At 50.8% G+C, this 21,156-nt stretch carries 19 protein-coding genes; 13 read left to right on the top strand and 6 right to left on the bottom strand.

Translation table 11 applies throughout. The features are described 5' to 3' along the window. Positions 1-110 precede the first annotated feature (110 nt). Both ACKFKH_RS06990 and ACKFKH_RS06985 read left to right on the top strand, forming a co-directional pair. Complete coding sequence (locus tag ACKFKH_RS06990) at positions 111-1,673, top strand: metallophosphoesterase family protein (protein ID WP_446857535.1); 1,563 nt, start codon at positions 111-113, stop codon at positions 1,671-1,673. 7 nt (positions 1,674-1,680) lie between these two features. Beyond that, complete coding sequence (locus tag ACKFKH_RS06985) at positions 1,681-2,379, top strand: Nif3-like dinuclear metal center hexameric protein (protein WP_446857534.1); 699 nt, start codon at positions 1,681-1,683, stop codon at positions 2,377-2,379. A gap of 2 nt (positions 2,380-2,381) precedes the next feature. Here ACKFKH_RS06985 and ACKFKH_RS06980 read toward each other — a convergent pair whose 3' ends face one another. Both ACKFKH_RS06980 and ACKFKH_RS06975 read right to left on the bottom strand, forming a co-directional pair. Further along, positions 2,382-3,641 (bottom strand): dihydroorotase, encoded by a 1,260-nt coding sequence (locus tag ACKFKH_RS06980; protein WP_446857533.1) that lies wholly within the window; start codon positions 3,639-3,641, stop codon positions 2,382-2,384. A gap of 2 nt (positions 3,642-3,643) precedes the next feature. Continuing rightward, entirely contained in the window at positions 3,644-4,978 is a 1,335-nt protein-coding gene (locus ACKFKH_RS06975) for a histidine phosphatase family protein (protein ID WP_446857532.1), read from the bottom strand. Between the two features lie 252 nt (positions 4,979-5,230). Here ACKFKH_RS06975 and ACKFKH_RS06970 point away from each other — a divergent pair, with 252 nt between their 5' ends. From ACKFKH_RS06970 to ACKFKH_RS06950, 5 genes are all read left to right on the top strand, one after another. After that, entirely contained in the window at positions 5,231-6,733 is a 1,503-nt protein-coding gene (locus ACKFKH_RS06970; RefSeq protein WP_446857531.1) for a CPBP family intramembrane glutamic endopeptidase, read from the top strand. Positions 6,734-6,868: 135 nt separating this feature from the next. After that, a complete protein-coding gene (locus ACKFKH_RS06965; RefSeq protein WP_446857530.1) occupies positions 6,869-7,372 on the top strand; it encodes an NINE protein in 504 nt (167 codons plus the stop codon). 326 nt (positions 7,373-7,698) lie between these two features. After that, a complete protein-coding gene (locus tag ACKFKH_RS06960; protein ID WP_446857529.1) occupies positions 7,699-10,140 on the top strand; it encodes a heavy metal translocating P-type ATPase in 2,442 nt (813 codons plus the stop codon). Between the two features lie 218 nt (positions 10,141-10,358). Beyond that, positions 10,359-10,781 (top strand): FHA domain-containing protein, encoded by a 423-nt coding sequence (locus ACKFKH_RS06955; protein WP_446857528.1) that lies wholly within the window; start codon positions 10,359-10,361, stop codon positions 10,779-10,781. Positions 10,782-11,019: 238 nt separating this feature from the next. Then, on the top strand, positions 11,020-11,517 hold the full coding sequence (locus ACKFKH_RS06950; protein ID WP_446857527.1) for an FHA domain-containing protein: 498 nt from the start codon (positions 11,020-11,022) through the stop codon (positions 11,515-11,517). 49 nt (positions 11,518-11,566) lie between these two features. On the opposite strand, the gene ACKFKH_RS06945 is transcribed toward ACKFKH_RS06950, so the two are convergent. Beyond that, the gene (locus ACKFKH_RS06945) at positions 11,567-11,914 is read right to left on the bottom strand and encodes a hypothetical protein (protein WP_446857526.1); all 348 of its coding nucleotides are present in this window, start codon (positions 11,912-11,914) and stop codon (positions 11,567-11,569) included. Between the two features lie 255 nt (positions 11,915-12,169). Between ACKFKH_RS06945 and tmk the strand changes: the two genes are divergently transcribed. After that, positions 12,170-12,835: a dTMP kinase gene (gene tmk, locus ACKFKH_RS06940; protein WP_446857525.1), complete on the top strand. Its 666-nt coding sequence runs from the start codon at positions 12,170-12,172 to the stop codon at positions 12,833-12,835. Between the two features lie 45 nt (positions 12,836-12,880). After that, positions 12,881-13,795 (top strand): DNA polymerase III subunit delta', encoded by a 915-nt coding sequence (locus ACKFKH_RS06935; RefSeq protein WP_446857524.1) that lies wholly within the window; start codon positions 12,881-12,883, stop codon positions 13,793-13,795. A 378-nt stretch (positions 13,796-14,173) separates the two neighbouring features. On the opposite strand, the gene ACKFKH_RS06930 is transcribed toward ACKFKH_RS06935, so the two are convergent. Both ACKFKH_RS06930 and ACKFKH_RS06925 read right to left on the bottom strand, forming a co-directional pair. Then, positions 14,174-15,325 (bottom strand): quinone-dependent dihydroorotate dehydrogenase, encoded by a 1,152-nt coding sequence (locus tag ACKFKH_RS06930; protein ID WP_446857523.1) that lies wholly within the window; start codon positions 15,323-15,325, stop codon positions 14,174-14,176. 28 nt (positions 15,326-15,353) lie between these two features. Next, positions 15,354-15,566 (bottom strand): hypothetical protein, encoded by a 213-nt coding sequence (locus ACKFKH_RS06925; RefSeq protein ID WP_446857522.1) that lies wholly within the window; start codon positions 15,564-15,566, stop codon positions 15,354-15,356. Positions 15,567-15,691: 125 nt separating this feature from the next. Here ACKFKH_RS06925 and ACKFKH_RS06920 point away from each other — a divergent pair, with 125 nt between their 5' ends. Then, on the top strand, positions 15,692-18,472 hold the full coding sequence (locus tag ACKFKH_RS06920; RefSeq protein ID WP_446857521.1) for a GAF domain-containing sensor histidine kinase: 2,781 nt from the start codon (positions 15,692-15,694) through the stop codon (positions 18,470-18,472). Positions 18,473-18,686: 214 nt separating this feature from the next. On the opposite strand, the gene ACKFKH_RS06915 is transcribed toward ACKFKH_RS06920, so the two are convergent. Then, a complete protein-coding gene (locus ACKFKH_RS06915) occupies positions 18,687-18,935 on the bottom strand; it encodes a hypothetical protein (protein WP_446857520.1) in 249 nt (82 codons plus the stop codon). A 16-nt stretch (positions 18,936-18,951) separates the two neighbouring features. Here ACKFKH_RS06915 and ACKFKH_RS06910 point away from each other — a divergent pair, with 16 nt between their 5' ends. From ACKFKH_RS06910 to ACKFKH_RS06900, 3 genes are all read left to right on the top strand, one after another. Further along, on the top strand, positions 18,952-19,335 hold the full coding sequence (locus tag ACKFKH_RS06910; protein ID WP_446857519.1) for a hypothetical protein: 384 nt from the start codon (positions 18,952-18,954) through the stop codon (positions 19,333-19,335). Continuing rightward, entirely contained in the window at positions 19,332-19,463 is a 132-nt protein-coding gene (locus ACKFKH_RS06905) for a hypothetical protein (RefSeq protein ID WP_446857518.1), read from the top strand. Before ACKFKH_RS06910 ends, ACKFKH_RS06905 begins: the two co-directional genes overlap by 4 nt. Positions 19,464-19,910: 447 nt before the next feature. Next, positions 19,911-21,156 (top strand): toll/interleukin-1 receptor domain-containing protein (locus ACKFKH_RS06900; RefSeq protein ID WP_446857517.1); only part of this gene is annotated, 1,246 nt, incomplete at its 3' end.

The following is a 21,156-nucleotide window of genomic DNA, read 5'->3' as shown; positions in this document are numbered from 1 at the left end:
CTGACCCGCGATCGCCCTCATTTGCTTCTAGATCTTTAGCCGACGATAGAGGTCGCGAGGCTTGAGATGAGTACGATCGCTAGAGAGTTGTCATTTAAAAACAGGAAACGATGAAATTTGTGACCGATCCACCGATCGCACTGAAGATTCAAAAAATGAAGGAGCGGGTGCGGTGGCAATCTTCGCCCATTCTCGATCGTGGGATTGATCAAACTCGGCTGGTATTGGCGGATCAGACAGATGATCCTGAGTTTTCGTTTTTAGTGATTGGCGACAGCGGCTCTGGGCAACATCGGGGCTATAGTCCTCAGCGACGAATCGCAGAACAAATGCTGGCTCACCGCAAGGATTGCCGATTTCTTTTGCACACAGGCGATGTGATTTATTTGGTTGGCTCCAGCGAGTTTTATCTCAAAAATTTCATTCAGCCATACCGAGAGTTTCTAGTCGGCGGAGAGCAGTACAAGCAGATTGCTCACGATCGCATGGTGTTTAATTTTCCGTTTCTCCCAGTCCCCGGAAACCATGATTATTATGACCTGCCGTTGTTTTATGGGTTAGCCATTCAAGCGACGTATCCGATTCGCAGGCTGTTGCAATCAAAGCTAGATTTTGACATGGGTTGGCACGGTTCTTTTCAAGGGAAGGCGTATGCTCAGGCGTTTCTCGATGTGTTGAAACCTTTGGAAGCGCGCGGGTTGTTAGAGGAGCATCTCGATCGCCACTACACCGCTCAAACTGAGACAGGCCGCTGTTTGCGATATGAAACTGGCAAATTCACTCGATTGCCCAATCGCTATTACACCTTTCGTCAAGGCGGCGTTGATTTTTTTGCGTTAGATTCCAACACGTTTAATGAGCCTGCTCCGCTGCCAAAAACCGAGGAAGGACAGGAGTATCGCCGGACGCTAGAAAATCGCTACGCCGCTCTAGAGATAGAAATGCAGCAGTTGATGGAAGAGGCAGCCAAGCTCAATGAGAACCGTTCCGAAGAGAGCGATCGCCTGCATGACATTCGTACCAAGCTGGAGCAAACCGAAGAAATGCAGCGAGACATCAACAAACAACTGACGGTTGAGACGGTCGTTACCGACGTTGAGCAATTAGATTGGTTGTGCGATCGCTTGATTGAGTCGTGGCAAACTCCGGGCTTGCGGGGACGGGTGCTATTTTTTCATCATCCGCCCTATGTAACCGAGGCGACCAAGTGGCACCAGGCGCAGACGTTGGCGGTGAGGCGGGCGATTCGACAGGTGTTGGATCGGGTTGCAAAAGCGGTGGGATCGCAGGCAGACGGCCGCCCGATCGTCGATCTCGTTCTCAACGGACACGCTCACTGTCTGGAATATCTACGCACGGTTGACACGGGTCATGCGGATGCCAACACCAATTGGATCGTCTGTGGGGGCAGTGGCTACAGTCTCCGGCGGCAGCGCATCGAAGGCGACAATGTAACCGAAAGTCTGGACGGCTCCTGGGAAGAAAAACTAGTTGCCAAATCCCAGTTGTTTATCGGGCGAGAAGGTCGAGGGTCGCAAAAGCACCGTCCCTATTCATTTTTGAGAATTGATGTGCAGGCGGGAGAGCCAGTCAAGTTTGTCGTGCGTCCGTTTGTGTCAGAGCGGTTTATGGGCAAGTGGAGCGATCGAGCGTTGCCAGAGTTCACGATTTAGAGGCGAGATGACTTTAGAGGAAATGGCTCGGTTTCTCAATTGGTTTTTTGGCGTGCATCGGTATTCAGAAGAAGTGGGGGGCATCTATCGATCGTCCTCCCGTCCAGTTCATCGAGTTGGGTTGCTTTTGGAGCCGTTTCCAGAAATTTCAGCGTGGGTCAGTCACCAACAATTAGATGCGATCTTTCTGCATCGCCCCTGGAAGTTAGCGGATGATTTTCCAGTCGAGGTCGGCGTGATTTCTTACCATTTAGCGTTTGACGAACGGTTGACGATCGGATTCAATCCTCGATTGGCAGAAGCGCTGTGTCTCTCTGATTTAGAGGTTTTGGGCAAAAAAGAAGGACGATCGATCGGCATGATTGGCAACGCTCCCATTCAAGAATTCACACAATGCTGTCAACAGGTCAGCGAGATTTTTGCAGGCATTAAAAAGACTCTTCCTGCTCAAAAAACCTCTGTTTCCAGAATTGCCGTTGTGGGTGCGATGACCGATCCTCTAATTCGGGAAGCCTCAAAGCGAGGCGCAGCAGTCTACATCACAGGACAATTTCGACCTACGGCAGAGTCAGCGGTTGTAGAAACGGGACTGGGGATCATCGAAGTCGGCCATCAGCGCTGTGAACGGTGGGGATTGCGATCGCTAGCAGGCGTATTACAAGAACGCTGGAGCGAATTGACCGTAGTTATGAGAGGGGATTTTTAATTTCAAGGGCACCAGATTTGCAAAACTCGTCCCATAATTTTCTGATTGAGCCAGGGCGTGTTGAGCGATCGCGACTTGAGGCTTTGGCGATCGACGATCCACTCCTCTTGCGGATCAAATAATATAAGCTCGGCAGGTTGATCCGGCAAAATGGGGCTGATTTTTTGTCCGAGACAGTTGGCAGGACGATCGCTCAGACTGTGCCAAAGATTCAAGGCTGACCATTGGTGCGTTTCGACAAAAGCTTGCCAGAGTAGAGGAAGGGCAAATTCGAGTCCGATCGCGCCCGTCGGAGCTTCTGAGAAGGCAACGGTTTTTTCTTCGTAGGTAAAAGGGCTGTGGTCGATGGCGATCGCATCCAACGTTCCGTCTCGAACCGCTTGAATTAAAGCGACTCGGTCAGCAGGATTGCCCAACGGTGGGTCAAGCCGCAGATTGGGGTCATAAGTGCCCAAAGATTTTGTATCAAACAGCAAATGCATCCAGGAAGTGCTGGCGGTGATGGGCAGTCCGCGAGATTTGGCTTGACGAATCAAATCCACTCCACGAGCGGTCGAAATTCGCATCAAGTGAACGGGGGTTCCAATGTCTGCCACACATTCCAAAAGCGCAGCCAGAGGAGCCGTCTCCGCAATCGTAGGACTCCCCGGCAACCCAAACCGCATCGAATTCGCTCCTTCTCGCACCACGCCATTTCCGACTAAGGAACGATCGCAGGCATACAGCGCGATCGGTTGATTCAAAGGCTGAAGATATTCGAGTAGGCGGCGCAGCAGAGCAGAGTTAGCGATCGGCTTGCCGTCAGAGAATCCAGTCACCCCACAGGCGGCGAGTTCTGCGAGTTCGGTCATTTGTTGACCTTGGGTGTCGAGGGTGAGAGCAGCCCAGCAGGAGAGGAGGGAGGAGGGAGGAGGGAGGAGGGAGGAGTGGGTTTTGAGCCAGGTGACAGCGGCGGGGGTGTCGATCGCCGGGTTGGTGTCAGGCAAAATATTGAGACGGGTGAATCCTCCGGCAGCGGCAGCCTGAATCAAGGATTCCAAGCTTTCTCGTTCTTCAAAGCCTGGCTCTCCGCTGTGACTATAGAGGTCAATCAGTCCGGGCCCCAGTACCAACCCCTGAGAAGGCTGAATCTGCGTACCTGAAGGAAGGTCAGTTAAGTGGGGAGCGATCGCCCGAATCACTCCATTCTCCATCAACACATCCATCACCTGATCACTGTCAGCAACCGGATCGATCAGTCGGACTTGTTGGAGAAGCAGCATACCTAAAGCGCTCCTGCGGCCGTCTTGTCTAACACGCCCCCTAAATGAGTGGTGATGTTCATGGCTTGAAGCGTGGCAGGTGCGTCTACACCATATTGATAGTCGATGACGCTGACGGCTCCATTGCCTTGCTTAAAGTTCCAGAAGGACTCTGCCCCCAATCCCGCGACGTGACAGAGAATCGCCTTGTTGATCGCATCGTGAGCGACGACAAGAATCGTGCAGGGTTCAGGATGAGATTCTACGATCGCTCTCCACCCTGCGATCGCCCGCTCCCACACCTGCTGCAAATTTTCTCCTTCGGGCATCTGAACCGTTTCGGGATGCTGCTGCCACTGATGTAATAAGCCTGGATAAGAAGACTCAATTTCGGCTTCTAGCTTGCCTTCCCAGAGTCCGTGGCTGATTTCTCGCAGGTCGTCTCTCAGGTCTAGCGCTAGATCAGAATGATGTTTGAGAATAACTTCAGCCGTCTCTTTGGGGCGCAGCATCGAGCTACTGATCGCGAAATCGATCGGCACCGATTTGAGAAATTCTGCGGCCTGGTGAGCTTGCGATCGTCCATTCTCATTCAACGGCACGTCGATTTGTCCTTGAAAGCGGCCTTGTCGATTCCAGTCAGTTTCACCATGTCGCACCAACAGTAGACGCGGGCCCTGACGATGGGGACGAGACTTGGGCAGCGTTTCGCCAAGATGAGACGTAATATTCAGCGACTCGATTTGGACAGGCTGACCCAACTCACCCGAAAAGTTGAGAACGCTAATCCCACAGTTAGAGACTTGAATCTGCTGATAAGCTTCTGGAGGCAAGCCGATCGCCGTATTGATCAGCGATCGATTAATTCCACTGTGCGCCACGACTAAAATTGTCTGTCCAAGATGCGCGGGTAAAACAGCCTGCCAAAATTTCTGCGCTTGTGCATACACTGCCGGGACGGGAAAGAAATCTTCAACCTCTTGCCCTGACGGCACACTCATCTTCAGCAAATGGGGCTGACTGAGCCAATCGCGATACTCATCAGGAAACTTAGCCTCGACTTCAGAAAACAGCATTCCTTCCCAGAGCGGCAAACTAATTTCCTTGAGGTTGTCAGTTGTTTGCAGCGTTGGCGTGTCCTTTAAATTAGCCAAGATCAAGTCGGCGGTCTGTTTGGCTCGTTGCAGAGGGCTGCTATAAACCGCATCAAATGAGATTCCGCGCAACGCACTGGCCACCTGGACTGCCATGCTTTCTCCTTTTGCGGTCAGCAGCGACAAATCACAGTGACCTTGCACTCTGCGATCGACGTTGTAGCTACTTTCACCGTGACGAACCAGTATGACGCGAGTAGTCAAGCAGAATCCTCCTTAAGTGAGTAGAAAGTAGTGAGTAGAAAGTGAGGAGTGAGAAGTGAACTACAGAAGGACGAAAGAATGCCCAGCAGAAATAACCTAAACGTGACCCAAATCCTTATTTCAACCCCTCACGCCTTATCCCTCACGCCTCATCTCTTCTTGCCAGGAAGATTTTACCCTGTCCCGCGTTCCCCTTACCATTTCTGCTAAGTTTGTCCACAGGGGCACATGTCGCACTGATGAGGAAAGTTCATGACGGTGAAGCGGTTACTTTTGGGCGCGTTGACGGTATTGGCGATCGTACTCGTAGTCGGAGATCTGATCAGTAGCTGGAACCGGCCCCAGTTTAACAATCGGCTAGAACTCTATGAAACGGATCTGTTGCTTCAAGCGTCCCAATGGCGAGGTGAACCCGATGCCGAAACGGCCCGAAGGGCGCTGTCAGGCGTTGATCCCCTCAAAACGGCGCTAGAGCAATATCAGAAAGCTCGTGAAAGTGCCCAAAAAGCGGTGGATGTGACGAAAGTTCGGTTAGGACAGCCTGTTCCAGAATCTTCGATCGTTCAAACTCCCCCCGCAACTCAAAAACAGCTTGCTCGACAACAATCGTTTGTGGATGAGGTGGATCTGAGAATTGGACTGTTGCAAACTCAGCAAGAAAAAGTTAACCAGGCGCTCAAAACTTGGGAACCGATCGCCGATCGTTCTTCCACCGCTTCAATTCTCACTGGATTATGGAGTGACCCGCCGCGCTTAATTCCCAATGCCGAGGCTCAGATTCAAAAAAACCTCAACGGATGGTTTCGCTATCGCGCGTTGAATCAGCTCTATCAGTTACAGCAGCGATCGGACGCAATTCGTCAACTCGAAGTCACAGAACAGCAGATCGCCAAACAAGCCTTTTTTAAGTGGGCGATCGCCAATCTGATTCCGACGGCTTTGGGCTTTTCGGGGTTAGCGCTGCTAATTTTCTTGATTGGTCAGTGGTTAGTGCGCGGCAAGCAAGCGATTTTTTCGGGCACTAATCAGATCACCTGGACGACTCCCTGGGACGGCGAAATCGTCTGGCAAGTGCTGGTGGTTGGCTTTTTCTTTGTCGGGCAAATTCTCTTACCCCTGGGTATTCAAATCGTCCGGGATCAGCTAAAACTCAGCCCCGAAGCCTTTGGTGAACGAGGAAAAGCGGCTTATTTTTTGATTACCTATCTGCTTCTATCGTCCGGCGGCTTAACCGTTTTATACCTGTCGATCAAGCCTTTTTTGCCGCTTCCCGATGGCTGGTTTCGCGCCACTCTTAGAGGCAAATGGTTTTTGTGGGGATTTGGCGGCTATTTGGCGGCGTTTCCTTTAGTGATCATTGTTTCGTTATTAAATCAGCGAATCTGGCAGGGGCAGGGAGGCAGCAATCCGATTTTACCGATCGCCCTCGAAGGCAAGGACACGCTAGCGATCGCCACCTTTTTTATTACCGCAGCGATCGCCGCTCCGATTTTTGAAGAAATCCTGTTTCGCGGATTTTTGTTGCCGTCTCTGACGCGCTATTTTTCGACCTGGCAAGCGATTTTATTGAGCAGTTTTTTGTTTGCGATCGTTCACCTCAGCTTGTCAGAAGTCCTGCCCCTAATGACGTTGGGCGTTGTCTTAGGATTTGTTTACACTCGCACCCAAAATATTCTCGCTTCAATGCTGCTGCACAGTCTGTGGAATAGCGGCACCTTGTTGAGTCTTTTCATCCTGGGAAGCGGGTCTTCATAGAAGTTTCACGGTCATTTCAAGTTATCTCAGTAGAATCTCTGCTTTCTGGTAGTTGCGTGATTGCCGTGGGTACACTGTGAAAAATTTAGTGTTTTTGAACAGTAATCAGTTTACTAAGGAATGGAGTGTGTTGCTGTGCAACAAGTGAATTCGGGTACTGCGTATGTTACTTGGTGTTTGTGTCTTTTTGGTGTTTGTGGCGGTCAACGGTTTTACACCGGAAACGCAGGGCTTGGGCTGATTTATCTATTCACGTTTGGTATTTTTGGCATAGGTCAAATTTTGGATCTTGTTCTCATTCCGGGCATGGTTGATACACGCAACGCTCATTTGAGAGGAATGGCTGGTGGGAACGCATCTGCTAACGTCAACCAATCCATTACATTGAATATTGGTGACATTCCTCAGCTAAAGCAGCTTCAATCAACTCAGTCTCCAGTTTCAGTGACTCCGATACAGAAATTGCTAAGAGCGGCAAAGGACAATGGTGGTCAGTTATCGCTCGCTCAGGCTGTCATGCACACCGAGTTGGAGCCTGAAGAGGTGAAGCAATTACTCCAAGAGGCCCAGAAGAACGGTTTCGCAGAAATTTCTAATGACCCCAAGTCTGGAGCAATTCGTTATCACTTCGACGTATGAAGTCTAAAGGCTGTTTGAGAAGGAGTTAAAAGTCTTTCGATTTGATGCTGACTCGCTTCAAAATCTTAGAACGGGTCTAAGCAATAGACCCGTTGCCATATAAGGTCAAAAAAGCTGTGAAACCCAATTCTGGCAGGCTTTTCATGCGATTTTCGAGGCTGGCGGCTACAGCTTGTATGGTGTAAGGCTTTCAGCGTTTTTCCTGTTAAAAAGCAACAAGTCTAATAAACGACAAGATTAAAAAAGATTTGGGCTTTTCGGACGATCGCACAAAACTTCATCTACGCTCAAGAAAGGAGTCATGTTGATGTTTACGCCGCGATCCGATGCAAACCACGCCCAAAACCGTTGACCACTCTTCAGAAACGATTACGCTCGATGTCAGTGGCATGATGTGTGCTGGCTGCGTCAAAACAGTCGAAACCCAGCTTAGTCAACAGCCAGGAGTTATTGCCGCAAGCGTCAATCTTGTCACCGAATTAGCCACCGTCGAATGTCGATCGGGAACCGATGCCAAACTGCTCGCCGACAAGCTAACCGAAGCTGGATTTCCGAGTCAGCCACATGGTTTGCACACCGAAGACTCCACATTTGTTGACCCCACAGAACGGCGACGCATCGAGGCAAGACAACAAACTCGACGACTGACGATCGCCCTCTGTCTGCTAATTTTCTCGACGATCGGACACCTCAATCAGCTACTTGGCATTGAGATTCCCCTTCTAACCAACATTTGGTTTCACTGTGGATTGGCAGCGCTTGCGCTATTGGTGCCGGGGCGATCGATGATCCTCGATGGTTGGCAAGGCCTGCGCCGCAACGCGCCCAACATGAATACGCTCGTCAGCCTGGGAACTATCACCGCCTTTACGGCCAGCCTAATTGCGCTCCTTTTTCCACAGCTTGGTTGGGAATGCTTTTTTGACGAACCTGTGATGCTGGTCGGCTTTATTCTCCTCGGTCGGACGCTAGAACAGCAAGCCAAAGGTCGCGCCGCTTCCGCAATCCAGGCCCTCTTAGCTCTCCAGCCCCAAACCGCCCGCCTCATAGAACGAGAAGCCCAACCTCCTCACGCCTCACCCCTGACTCCTCACGCTTTTACCGAAATCGCCGTTGATCGCGTTCAACTCGGTCAATGGCTACAGGTGCTTCCCGGTGAAAAGATCCCTGTTGATGGAGAAGTCGTAGTCGGGCAGACAACCGTCGATGAATCGATGCTGACAGGGGAGCCTGTGCCCGTACAGAAACAACCCGGAGATCGCCTCTCGGCTGGCACGCTCAATCAATCAGGCGCGATCGCGCTTCGAGCCACTCGCATCGGCAAAGACACCACGCTGGCTAGAATCATTCATCTTGTCGAAGAGGCTCAGGCGAGAAAGGCTCCCATTCAACAGCTTGCCGATACCGTTGCGGGATACTTTACCTATGGCGTGATGGCGATCGCCCTGCTCACCTTTCTCTTTTGGTACTTTGTCGGCACTCAGGTTTGGCCAGATGTCTTGATGGCCAGCAGATCCCTGGGGAGCGAACATGCGCTGATGCACACCGTGATGTCTCACGCGATCCATCCGACTCCACTGCTTCTGAGCCTCAAACTGGCGATCGCCGTTCTAGTGATCGCCTGTCCCTGTGCGCTCGGATTGGCCACCCCTACCGCCATTCTCGTCGGTTCAGGAATTGGAGCCGAACGGGGACTGCTGATTCGAGGAGGCGACGTGTTGGAGCGAGTCCATCAATTGGATACGATCGTCTTCGACAAAACAGGAACCCTAACGATCGGGCAGCCCACCCTCACTGACTGCATTCCGCTTGATGAAGGCTCAGATCTGCACGAGCGACAAACGGCTCTACTTCAGATCGCCGCCACCGTTGAGAAGGGCACCCGACATCCTTTAGCAGACGCAATTCTCAAAGCCGCCCAACAACAAAAGATCCCGTTACTCACTGCTCAAGACTTTCATACGGAGCCAGGGTTCGGTGTGTCTGCCCAGGTGGTGCTGTCTCCTGAAACTCCTCAAACGATCTGGCTGGGAACCTTTGATTGGATGCAGAAAAATGGGATCTGCGTCAGTGATGCTCTGCAAACTCAAGTAAAAACCCTTTCAGCCCAAGGGAAAACCGTAGTCTATCTGGCAAATCACACCACCCTAATCGGACTCATCGCCGTCAAAGACGAAATCCGATCGGATGCCAAAGACACGATCCAAACCCTACAAGCGATGGGACTGCGCGTTATGATGCTCACGGGCGATCGTCCCGAAACCGCCCAACTTGTCGCCCAGATGATCGGCATTCCCCCCGAAAACGTCTTATCAGAAGTCCGCCCCCAACAAAAAGCAGAAGTCGTGCGATCGCTGCAATACTTATCCCTCACTCCTGACTCCTCACGCCTCACCTCAGTCGCAATGGTCGGAGACGGCATCAATGATGCCCCAGCCTTGGCCCAGTCCGATGTCGGAATTGCCCTCCAATCCGGAACCGATGTCGCCGTTGAGACAGCCGGGATTATCTTGATGCGCGATCGCCTCTCTGATGTTGTGGGTGCAATTTGTCTCAGCCGTGCAACGTTTGGTAAAATCCAACAGAATTTGTTCTGGGCATTTGCCTATAATTTATTGGGGATTCCTATCGCGGCAGGTGTTCTGCTTCCCAAGTTTGGGATGTTACTTAGCCCAGCAGCGGCAGGTGCTTTAATGGCATTTAGCTCTGTGAGCGTGGTGACTAATTCTCTTTTACTACGGCAGGCTTTTTCTACGCCTCAGCAGTAAGGCGATCGCCCCCCTCGCGTCTCGGATGAAAGCCCAGTTTTCTACTGTCAGGGTTAACTGTTAATAACTAAATAGTGCATCTGCCAGCCGACTGTTTTAGTCTCTTGAGGCGTATGTCGGTTCAGTAATTGCACTGAGTCCTCCCTTAAGCAGTCGGGTATCTTAGCTCAGTAGGTTGCACCTCAACTTTAGTCACCTAGCCACCTATCAGATTTTTCATGCCCTCAGAACCGCATCAAAATCATCTCATCATTATCGAAGACGACAAAGGGCGACGAGAATTTGTTCTCGATGGGCCAGTGTATTCGATCGGTCGAGACCCTAAGTGTGACATTCGTCTGGTGTCGCAGTTTGTTTCGCGTCGTCACGCCACACTGTTGCAACTGCCTAACGAGGATGGCACCTATTATTATCGAATCGTCGATGGCAACCTCAAAGGCAAGCCGAGTGCCAATGGTCTATTGATCAACGGTCGCAAACTGCAAACCCACGATCTCCATAATGAAGATGAGGTTGTCTTTGGCCCTCAAGTGCGGGCGATCTACTACCTGCTCAAACGAGACGCAATTTTGACGGTGCCGCCTGATGAGTTTGATATTACGCTGATCAGCCCCAATATGGTGGGCGACCCAGAAGATTGATCCTTTACCTTTCAAAAATCTGAGCAGAATTGGATTTCAACATTAAGTTCAGGCATAGAAAGGTTAGTGCTGCGGCGGGTTAAATCTCTTATAAAGGAGCAGCGATCGCCCTTAGCGACTCACGACTACAAGACTTCTCAACCCAATGTTCGACTAGATGAAATTGACAATTTATACTGTCAACTAGTGAACTTAATTTTTGATTAGGACGCTAAAGGATTTATTCGCTGGTTTTACAATGCCTTCAGATCCTCACCAAAGTCACCTGCTGATCATTAAAGATGATGTGGGAGAGCGATCGCTTCCCCTGGAGCAAACTCGCTACTCGATCGGCAGAGATCCCACTTGCAGCATTCGACTGATCTCTCAATTTGTCTCGCGCCATCATGCCACCCTAGAACAGCGATTTCACTCTGATGGCAGCTTCTACTACCACATTTCTGACGGCGATTCTCAAGGGCAACCAAGTGCCAATGGGCTATTGATCAATGGTCGAAAACTGCGATCGCGCGATCTAGAAAACAAAGACGAAGTGATTTTTGGCCCTCACGTCCAGGTCGTCTACTATCTGTTCAAGCGAGAGGGCTTCCACACCACGCCGCCCGATGAATTTGAAGATATTACGTTGATCAATCCGAGGACAGCGGGGCAACTTCCAGAGGACTACGACCAAAAAGACTTTAAGAAAGTCTCAGACGACGGTGAAGAAGAGCCAGAGGAGTTAAAAGATTTGTAAAGACGAAATCACTGAAGCGAAGCGGCTTCTCAAGCGATCGCTGCCTTTGTTAGCCGCCGACGGTTTCTATCAGTTTCCAGTGCTGGTTGTCGCTGACAGCGCGGCTGACCTGATTAAACATTTGACGACAGTGATTGTCTACTTGAAGTGGCAATTCTTCATTTTTAATCACAAAATTCATCCGAATTTCTTCGTCTGTTGCAGTCGTTTTGTCGATCAAAACTTCAACCGTCACCAACTTTGGAAATGAGACTTGACCTGGCACCTCGCGCGCCATCATATAATCTCCGGTGTCATAGATCACGTCTAAATTGCAGGACTCCAGGGTCTCATTCAACACTCGCGGAAGGTTATTGACAGAAATTGCGACGGTGAACAAACAAGTATAACGAGCCATAATCAACCCCAAGCGTGCGATAAGCGAATCCCTACCCATGATACGTTCCTAACCTGCGTTTGCAGAATGCCGCTTAGGACAATCTCATGACAAGATTCAAAGTAAGTGTTTTCTCATAAGCCTTATGACCTTTATAGCGGATTACTTGCAGAGTGAGTTATTCTGCGAGGGCGAAAAGAAAGAGAGCGATGAGAGGTTGTCTGCGATGATCTGTTCCCCCTTTGGGGGTAATACGCTTGGCGAGAGGAATGAGGGATGAAGGGTAAGTTGATTGTGTTTGAGGGGGTTGAGGGGTGTGGGAAGACGACACAGCTTCAGCGATCGTATCAGTGGCTCTTGACGAGTGGCTGGGTGGCAAAACTTCAGTCAGAAGGTCGGGTCAAAGATTTAGTCGTGACTCGCGAACCGGGGGGGACAACGCTAGGAGTGGGCATTCGTCAATTATTGCTCAGTCCTGCTAAAGAGCCGATCGCCGATCGTGCCGAGTTGCTGTTGTATGCTGCCGATCGCGCCCAGCATGTCGATGAATTTTTGCGGCCTCAATTAACAGAAGGAACGATCATTTTGTGCGATCGCTACACCGATTCGACGATCGCGTACCAGGGCTATGGGCGAGGATTAGACCGATCGCTGATCGATCACCTCAACAAAATCGCAACCGCTGGACTGCAAAGCGATCTAACGATCTGGCTGGATCTGGATGCAGAATTAGGATTGGCAAGAACCCAGAAACGAGGGGTCAGCGATCGCATTGAGCAAGCTGATCTAGACTTTCATCGCCGCGTCCAGCAGGGCTTTGCAGCGTTGGCCCAGTCTCACCCCGATCGGATTGTACGAGTTGATGCCAGTTTCAGCCAATTAGAAGTCGCCGAACAGATCGAAGCCGTCCTCAGCCAATCTCTAAGCCGCTGGTACAGCTAGCTTCAACCCATCGAAACCATCCTTTCGCCCCTCACTCCTTCCCCCATGTCCGCCTTCACCTCTCTAATCGGTCAACCTCAAGCCGTCGAATTGCTGTCGCAAGCGATCGCCCGAAATCGAATTGCGCCCGCTTATTTGTTTGCAGGGTCTTCTGGAATTGGTAAACGGTTGGCCGCCGAATCGTTTGCAGCCCTGCTGTTAGGGGACGATCGACGGGTCAAACAGCGCAATCACCCCGATCTGTTGTGGGTCGAGCCAACTTATTTGCATCAAGGCAAGCGATTGTCTCCTACAGAAGCCGAAGCCGCAGGGGTCAAGAAAAAAACGCCGCCGCAAGTCCGGTTAGAGCAGATTCGAGAGATTACGCGATTTTTGAGTCGTCCGCCGTTAGAGGCAGCGCGATCGCTCGTGATCATCGATCAAGCCAACACGATGGCCGAGCCTGCCGCCAATGCATTACTCAAAACCCTGGAAGAACCTGGACAGGCGACGTTAATTCTTTTGGCTCCCAGTTCTGATGCGCTGTTGCCGACGCTGGTTTCTCGGTGTCAAAAAATTCCTTTTTATCGGCTCGATCGCGCACAAATGGCCCAGGTGCTAGAAAAAATAGGGCAGGAAGAAATTTTGCAGCATCCAGAAGTGTTGTCGTTGGCGCAGGGCAGTCCGGGAGCCGCGATCGCCCATTGGCAACAACTGCAAACCATTCCCCAGGAGATTCTTTTGGCGGCCACTCAGCGACCTCGATCGCTCAAAGAGGCGTTAACGATCGCCCGTCAAATCAGCAAAACCCTGGATTCTGACGCTCAACTTTGGCTTGTGGACTATCTCCAACAAATCTACTGGCAGCAGTCTGTCGGGGTGATTTCTCTCCAGCAGTTAGAAAAAGCCAGAGAATATCTGCTGGTCGCCCAATCACAGCTAGTTTGGGAAGTCACGATGATGGGAATGATGCAGCCTTAGCTGACGTGAATTCGATGAAATCTTTCGCTGTGGTTGTTAATCCAGGCAGCCCCCTAAATCCCCCACGAGTGAGGGACTTTGAACCAGAATTCCTCTCTTAAAGTCCCCCAAAATTGGGGGGTTGGGGGGCAGAAGCGCTGAAGAACGAAGCAAAAAAACTTCATCGAGTTCACGTTTAGCTGAATGGGAGTTCGTAATCTGGGCAGCCAAAGAACTTAGGAGATTTCCTTTAATAAATTTACCCGGCTGTCTCCATCGAGAGTTCTGAAAGTCAAAGTTCCCCAGAATTTGGGGATCTAGGGGGCTTCCCAAGGTTGGTAACTTCTTTGCTAGAAATCTCCCTAATCTCTCCGAGTTATCTGCAAGTCGCCCCTCAGATTAATTTTTGGAATTTCTGGGATTGTCGATGCCGATCGCCTCTCCCAAATTATCCAACCCTCGCTCATCTAACTTTTGTACCAATCCGTCTAAAATTCGGCGCACCATGCTCGGCCCCTCATAAATCCAGCCTGTGTAAACCTGAATCAAACTGGCCCCAGCCGCGATTTTTTCCCAAGCATCCTCAGCAGTAAAGATTCCGCCGACTCCCACGATCGGCAGTTTTCCCTCAGTTTGCTGCCAGATAAATCGAATCACCTCGGTCGATCGAGTTCTCAGAGGTGCCCCACTGATGCCGCCCGCTTCCTCGGTCACCAACTTTCCGGTCGCTTGCAGGGTTTGAGTCTGTAGCCCGTCTCGTCGAATCGTCGTATTAGTCGCAATAATGCCCGCCAAATCGTACTGTTGAGCCAGCTTGAGAACATCTGCAATCGCTTCCCACTCCAGATCGGGCGCAATTTTGATCAGCAAAGGCTTTTCACCCTGATTTTCGGCTTGTAAAGCGGACAGAATCGGTTCCAATTGATCCGTCGCCTGGAGCGATCGCAGCCCCGGTGTATTCGGGGAACTGACATTGACGACGAAATAATCTCCCAATCCTTTTAAGAGGCGAAAGCTCCCCAGATAATCTTCAGCCGCTTTCTCAAGGGGCGTAACTTTTGATTTGCCGAGATTAATTCCTCTGGGACTTTTAAGTTTGTGATGATTTAGATCAGAACTTTTTAACCTTTCTGCTAATGTCGCGGCTCCCTGATTGTTAAATCCCATCCGATTGAGGGCGGCTCGATCGTCAGGCAGGCGAAACAAACGCGGACGAGGATTGCCAGATTGGGCATGAAACGTAACAGTTCCTAACTCTGCAAAACCAAATCCAAAACTTGACCAGAGCGCTGCTGCTACGCCATCTTTATCAAATCCGGCCGCCAGACCGATCGGATTCACAAATCTTTGCCCCCATAAACTTTGTTCTAATCGGACATCACCGACACAATAGGACTGGTACAGTTTAGACAAAACCCATCGCTTTGCAAATTGAGGCACTCCAGTATCGAGCCAGCTTAGAGTCTGCAAAGTTTGTCGATGCAGCCATTCGGGGTCGGCTTTCAAGCCAGAAAAAAGAATTGGACGAATCGCTGCTTGATAAATATCCACTAGTAACAAAAAATAATGAACACTTTATCTATTTTGACGAGTTGGAGAGCAGGTGAATGGGTAAATGGGGAAATGAGTCAACGACGGCTTCACCCTTCAGTCCTAATCTTCCACTGAGTGAAAAAATGCGGTTTTCAGGGCATTCTAAAGGATGAGTCTCATTGGTCTGGGAACGGTTCTGCGGACATTGTAGGGGCTGATCGCGCTCAACGGTGACACGGGTCGGCGGTTTCTCAGTCAAATCACGATCTCGTTGAGTTACCCGCAGAGGGTTGCTTCGCCGTTCTACCCCACCCATCCTGACAAAGACCCTGACGACCCGTTTTCTCCTCCTCTGCTTATCTCTTGAAATTATCGTCTCGCAACATGGGTCAGTCGAAAGAGCCAAATGCCTATGAACAGCAACTCGTTAGCCTGGGGCGGGTCTTGCAAACGCTGCGTGAAGGTGACGATATCGAAGCGTTGCTCACAACGGCGCTATCCTATCTACAAACTCATTTTCAGCCTGATCTGATCTGGTTAGGGCTGTACGATCGCGTCGATCATCGGCTGGTCGGTAAGGGAGGCGCTCTGCCATCGGGTGAAGATAGCGCCTTTCTCAAACAGCGATTTGTCCTGACTTCGGGCGATCTGATGGAGCAGGTGGTGATTCAGCAGCGTCCGATCACGCTTCCCGATCTCAGAGAAGAAGCCCGGGCCAGCGAGTGGCGCAAAGTTGCCAAAAGAAGCGGCATCCAGGGGACGATGATCTTCCCGATTTCTTACAAAGATCGCTGCTTTGGAGTTGTGATGCTGGGGTCGCGCCTGTGGGGAAACTTTCCCAAAACAGAGGAAAAAGCCCTGCTCTCGATGATCGTAGGTGAATTGGCCGCCGCCCTCAACACCGTCGAAATCGAATGGAAACGCCAACAAATCAAACGCCCCGAACAGCCCCTTCTCACGCTGATTGGTCAACTCGGAGCGCTCCCTAACCTTGGTCAACGTCTAGAAGCGGTTGTCGAACAAACTCATCAGTTCATCAGTCCGTCTCGCACTAGTGTCTATTGGTTTGAGCGACAAAACCGCTACTTTTGGCGCAGAGTCACCAACCTTAAGCCGTCTTCTAGAGCGATCGAAGACAATCAGCCCGTTTCTGGAATCACAGTTCAAGAAATGAGTGGGTTTTATCAGGCGTTGGCCTCGGATCAGGTGGTGTCGATCGGCGAAGCGTTAAGTTCTTTAAGAGCCGATACGACCAGTCGCTTGATGCAGCAGATTCGCGCTCGATCGCTGATGGCCGCCCCGATTCTCTACCAAAACGAACTGCTGGGATTTTTAGCCACCGAAGGCAGTGAAGCTCGAATCTGGCAAGACGAAGAGAAAAGCTATCTGCGGGCTGCGGCTCAACTGGTTGCCCTCGTCGCCCCCCTAGAGGAACTAGAATCCACCGTCGAACAAACCAAACTCGACCAGGCCCTCACCGCCGACATTGCCCACGCTATTTACAGTACCGACGATTGGAAGGCCACCCTCAAAAACACGGCTGAACTGTTGGGCAAGCGGCTCAAGACCGATCGCTTTATCGTTCTCATGTACGACACCGAGCAAGAGCGGTTTGAGGTCTGTTATCAAAGCTATCCCAACAATCGGCGACCGTTGGCTTCTTCTCTAGCACGACTGGCCGAGATCGATTGGCAAATGCTAGAACGCAGTTTGGGCGCAACTGCCATTGAGAATCTAGAGGACGATTTACGGCTGGGCACCTGGCGCGATCTGCTGTTAGAGTTGGGCATTCGATCGCTGCTGGTCTGCAATGCCGCCCCCGGTCAGCCCCTCGAAGGCTTGGTGTTGATCTGTCACGAAGCGCCGCGATCGTGGAGTTTGCCGGAGTGTGAGTTGAGTCAGGTTGTCACTCAGCAGATTGGGCTGATTTTGCGCCAGTGGCAGCTTCAAAAACAAAACGACCACCAGCAAAAGATGTATCAGACGATTCAGTGGGGGTTGACGACGATTCAGCAGACTCACCAGTTAGAGCTTTTGGAGCGATCGGCCCTGCAATACATCGCCCAGATTTTACAGGCTCCGATGGCGGCGTTGGTGTCGTGGTCTCCGGGTCGGCGCACCGGGCGGATTGTGCAGTCGGGCGATACAGATGGGCGGTTTACCTTTAATCCGATTCTCAAGGTTTCGACCTTTACTGACGCGCTGGTGCATCGGGCGCTAGAACACAACGGACTGTTGACGCTCTCGATCGATGAAGTGCCCGTCGAAAGTCGTCAATGGCTCAACGCTCCTGGCATTGGTCAACTTCTGATTATGGCCTTGAGAACGGCTCCAGAACATGAACCCACGGGCGTTTTGATCATTGCTGACCATTTAGAGCGCCACTGGAGCGATCGCCATTTCACGGCTTTAGATACACTAGTCAGCCAGTTTGCCTGGTCACGCCGCTATCTGATGTTGTCAGAAATGCTCAAGCTGCAACGCGAAAAGCTAGAACGTCTCAATTGGTACAAACAGCGTCGCATGGAGGAAATGTATCGATCGGTGAAACTGAGCGTCAAACGCCTGGGTGAGATTTCTAACCCCCACAAAGATGCGCTCTCAGCGACTCGTCAACAGCAAATTATGCGCCAGATCAACGATGCGATCGACCCGGTTCATCGAGTGGTTCGAGACGAACCGTGGCAATTGCAAATCAAAACGGAAACCGCTCCACTGGTCAGTCTTTTGAGACGAGCCTTGGATCGCGTGGACAACCTGATCAAACAGCGTCAACTCTGGTCACAGGTTCACAATGAGACGAATCCGATGATCACAGGCGACATCGCCAAAATCGAACTGGTGCTGTATGAACTGCTGCTGATTGCTTGTCAGCGATCGCATCCCGGTGGACGCATTGATCTGTGGTGTCGGCAGTTAGATCACAGTTGGGTAGAGCTTTCGATTACTGATGACGGGGCGATCGAGCCTCGCTTGATCGAAGACCTCGAAGCCGGCCGAGCCGTTGACCTTTTGGCCCCGTCGATGTTAGACAAGCCTCCTGGGTTACATTTGGCGATTTGTCAGTCATTGATGAAGCAAATGGGTTCTGAGTTTAATCTCTACAGGCTGGAAGACGGGCGAATTATGAGCCGATTGGTGCTGTCGTTGGGGATGGGGAGATAAAAGGGATGAGGGATGAAGTGCGAGGTAAAGTAATTGTCAGTTCGATGAACTGCTTCGCTTCGTTTTTAGATCCGAGAACGCCCCCTAAATTCCCTGCCCTTGAGGGACTTTGAACCAGAATTCTTCTCTTAAAGTCCCCCAAAATTGGGGGGTTGGGGGGCAGAAGCCGTGAACAACGAAGCGAAAAACTTGCAGCAAAGTCACGTTGGGGTAATCACGATCGTGTGAGCCACCCAGCCGAAGACTTCAGCGAAGTTACGATCGTTCTAGCGATGCTCAAGATTGACGGGGTGCTTTCTGCGGCGAGAGAGAGAATGCTGACTACTTCGCGTGGGTGGGGGGCGGGTAGTAAAGGACTCCAGGCGCTCACTTCGGCAAAACCTCTGGCGTAGAGATTGTGACTGGTTTCGATCGTCCCTTCACTTGACCCGATCACCAACACTAATAAGCGCTCGTGGAGCAAATCGCATCCGCTACAATTGAATCCATCGTTCCAAGCCGTTCGTGCGATGCATCTTCAGGTCTCTTCGGTTCAGCCGAGTTCTTCCCTCCAAATTTTGCTAGAGCAACAGCCCAATGGTCAGATTCGAGCGTCGATTCCAGCTTTACTGAATTGTTCCGTTAGTCGTTTAACCCGTGAAGCAGCGATCGCGTCCATTCAGCAACTTCTCTCAGAGCGGCTCTCCACACTCGAAATTCTCGCCGTTGATTTAAACTCTCCTCAAGATGTCGAGAAACCCTGGATGAAGTTTGCGGGAGTTTTCAAGAATGATCCAGAGCTTGCTGCGATCGTCAAAGTGCTCCGAGAAGAAAGAGAAATTGATGAGGACTCTCCTGCGTACTCTTTGCATGACATCGAATGACGCTACGGATTTTAGACACTGATCACGTTTCACTCTTTTTAGGGGGACATCCGCAAGTTGCAGCAGAATTGGGAAAGACAGGATTGAGTTGGGCAATTACTGTAATTACGGTGCAGGAAATTCTTTAATGGCTGGATTGGCGAAATCAACCATCTCAGCCCCAGCCAAGATCCCGTCAAACTCTATGCAAAGCTTTGGATATCTACTGAGTTCTTTAGGTCTGCAACCATTCTCAACTTTGATGCGATTGCAGACGATCGCTACCAACAACTTCTGCGGCAACAACCCGAACTGAACAAGAAGCGGTTAGTGAAAGATATGAGAATTGCTGCTATTGCCCTGACGACGGGAGCCATTATCGCAACCAGAAACCAGCGAGATTTTTCGTTAGTTACGAACCTGATTATGGAAGATTGGGTGTCTTCATAGAGCATCCAGACATCAATTCGCGATGAACGCAAAGCTTGAAGTTGTGAGGCGATCGCTCTCATTTCCTAACAACATTCTGCAATCCGACTGAGATTTTGGGGTGGAGCGAGTATTCTGATGTTGGAATAAAAAGCCCCCATACTCTCATGACTGACGTTTTTCTGTCTTATTCTCGGAAAGACAAAGCCTTTGTGCAAACGCTGCATGATGCACTCAAGGCAGAGCAGCGAGAAATTTGGGTGGACTGGCAAGATATTCCTCTGACGGCGGATTGGTGGCAAGAGATTGAGCGCGGCATTGAAGGGACGAATACCTTTGTGTTTGTGATCAGTCCTGATTCGGTGGCATCAGACATTTGCCGCAAAGAAATCGACCATGCGGTTAAGCACAATAAGCGGCTGGTGCCGATCGTTCATCGTGAGGGCTTCGATACGACCAGGGTGCATCTGATGTTGTCGAAGTACAACTGGTTGTTTTTTCGCGAGACGGATGAGTTCGATAAGGGCTTTGCTTCTTTAGTTCAGGCGATCGAGACGGATTTGGAATATGTGCGATCGCATACGCGGATTCTAGAACGGGCGATCGAATGGGACAAGGCATTGTGTAACGATAGCTTCTTGCTGCGAGGCATCGACTTAGAAATGGCAGAAACTTGGTTGTTAAAGGGCGCGAGTGAGCAACCGCAACCTACCGAGTTACAAGGAAAATACACTAACGCAAGTCGCGTCGCCGAGACGGAACGACAACGAAAAGAAGTAAGACGACAACGAGTGTTTATGGCGGGAGTTGGGACGTTTGCAGTGCTGGCTTTAGGTGCAGCAGCGTTTGCGTTTTGGCAGTGGCGAATTGCGGAACAAGGGAAGGCCAATGCTGAACTCAATGTCCAGAGTTTGAGTGCGCTGAATTTACAGACTTCTAATTTAGAGCTTGAGGCATTGATTGAGGGCTTGCAGTCAGAGCAGAAACTGAGGCAGATGGGAAAAGAAGCAGAGGCAGACACAAGGATTCAGGTAATTACAGCGTTGCGGCAGGTACTCTACAACATCAACGAGCAAAATCGCTTGGAAGGGCATAGTGATTCTATTTACAGTGTGAGTTTTAGTCCTGATGGTAAGACGATCGCCACAGGCAGCAGGGATAAGACCGTGAAGCTATGGAGCTTAGACGGGCACGAACTGAGGACGCTCAAAGGGCACACCAATACTGTTCACAGCGTGAGTTTTAGTCCTGATGGTAAGACGATCGCCACAGGCAGCGGGGATAAGACCGTGAAGTTATGGAGCTTAGACGGACAGGAACTGAGGACGTTCAGAGGCCACACTAATACTGTTTGGAGTGTGAGTTTTAGTCCTGATGGTAAGACGATCGCCACAGGCAGCGGGGATAAGACCG

This window comes from Phormidesmis sp. 146-20, from assembly GCF_052939475.1.
The sequence above is the reverse complement of the archived record's forward strand: the minus strand, read 5'-3'. Positions and strand labels throughout refer to the sequence as shown.

What these genes read in the sequence shown, in the direction of transcription:
- ACKFKH_RS06935 (WP_446857524.1), top strand. Translation starts at nt 12,881, where the DNA reads ATGTCCGCCTTCACCTCTCTAATCGGTCAACCTCAAGCCGTCGAATTG.
- ACKFKH_RS06950 (WP_446857527.1), top strand. Translation starts at nt 11,020, where the DNA reads ATGCCTTCAGATCCTCACCAAAGTCACCTGCTGATCATTAAAGATGAT.
- ACKFKH_RS06990 (WP_446857535.1), top strand. Translation starts at nt 111, where the DNA reads ATGAAATTTGTGACCGATCCACCGATCGCACTGAAGATTCAAAAAATG.
- ACKFKH_RS06905 (WP_446857518.1), top strand. Translation starts at nt 19,332, where the DNA reads ATGACGCTACGGATTTTAGACACTGATCACGTTTCACTCTTTTTAGGG.
- ACKFKH_RS06980 (WP_446857533.1), bottom strand. Translation starts at nt 3,641, where the DNA reads ATGCTGCTTCTCCAACAAGTCCGACTGATCGATCCGGTTGCTGACAGT.
- ACKFKH_RS06960 (WP_446857529.1), top strand. Translation starts at nt 7,699, where the DNA reads ATGCAAACCACGCCCAAAACCGTTGACCACTCTTCAGAAACGATTACG.
- tmk (WP_446857525.1), top strand. Translation starts at nt 12,170, where the DNA reads ATGAAGGGTAAGTTGATTGTGTTTGAGGGGGTTGAGGGGTGTGGGAAG.
- ACKFKH_RS06985 (WP_446857534.1), top strand. Translation starts at nt 1,681, where the DNA reads ATGACTTTAGAGGAAATGGCTCGGTTTCTCAATTGGTTTTTTGGCGTG.
- ACKFKH_RS06955 (WP_446857528.1), top strand. Translation starts at nt 10,359, where the DNA reads ATGCCCTCAGAACCGCATCAAAATCATCTCATCATTATCGAAGACGAC.
- ACKFKH_RS06920 (WP_446857521.1), top strand. Translation starts at nt 15,692, where the DNA reads ATGGGTCAGTCGAAAGAGCCAAATGCCTATGAACAGCAACTCGTTAGC.
- ACKFKH_RS06970 (WP_446857531.1), top strand. Translation starts at nt 5,231, where the DNA reads ATGACGGTGAAGCGGTTACTTTTGGGCGCGTTGACGGTATTGGCGATC.
- ACKFKH_RS06945 (WP_446857526.1), bottom strand. Translation starts at nt 11,914, where the DNA reads ATGGCTCGTTATACTTGTTTGTTCACCGTCGCAATTTCTGTCAATAAC.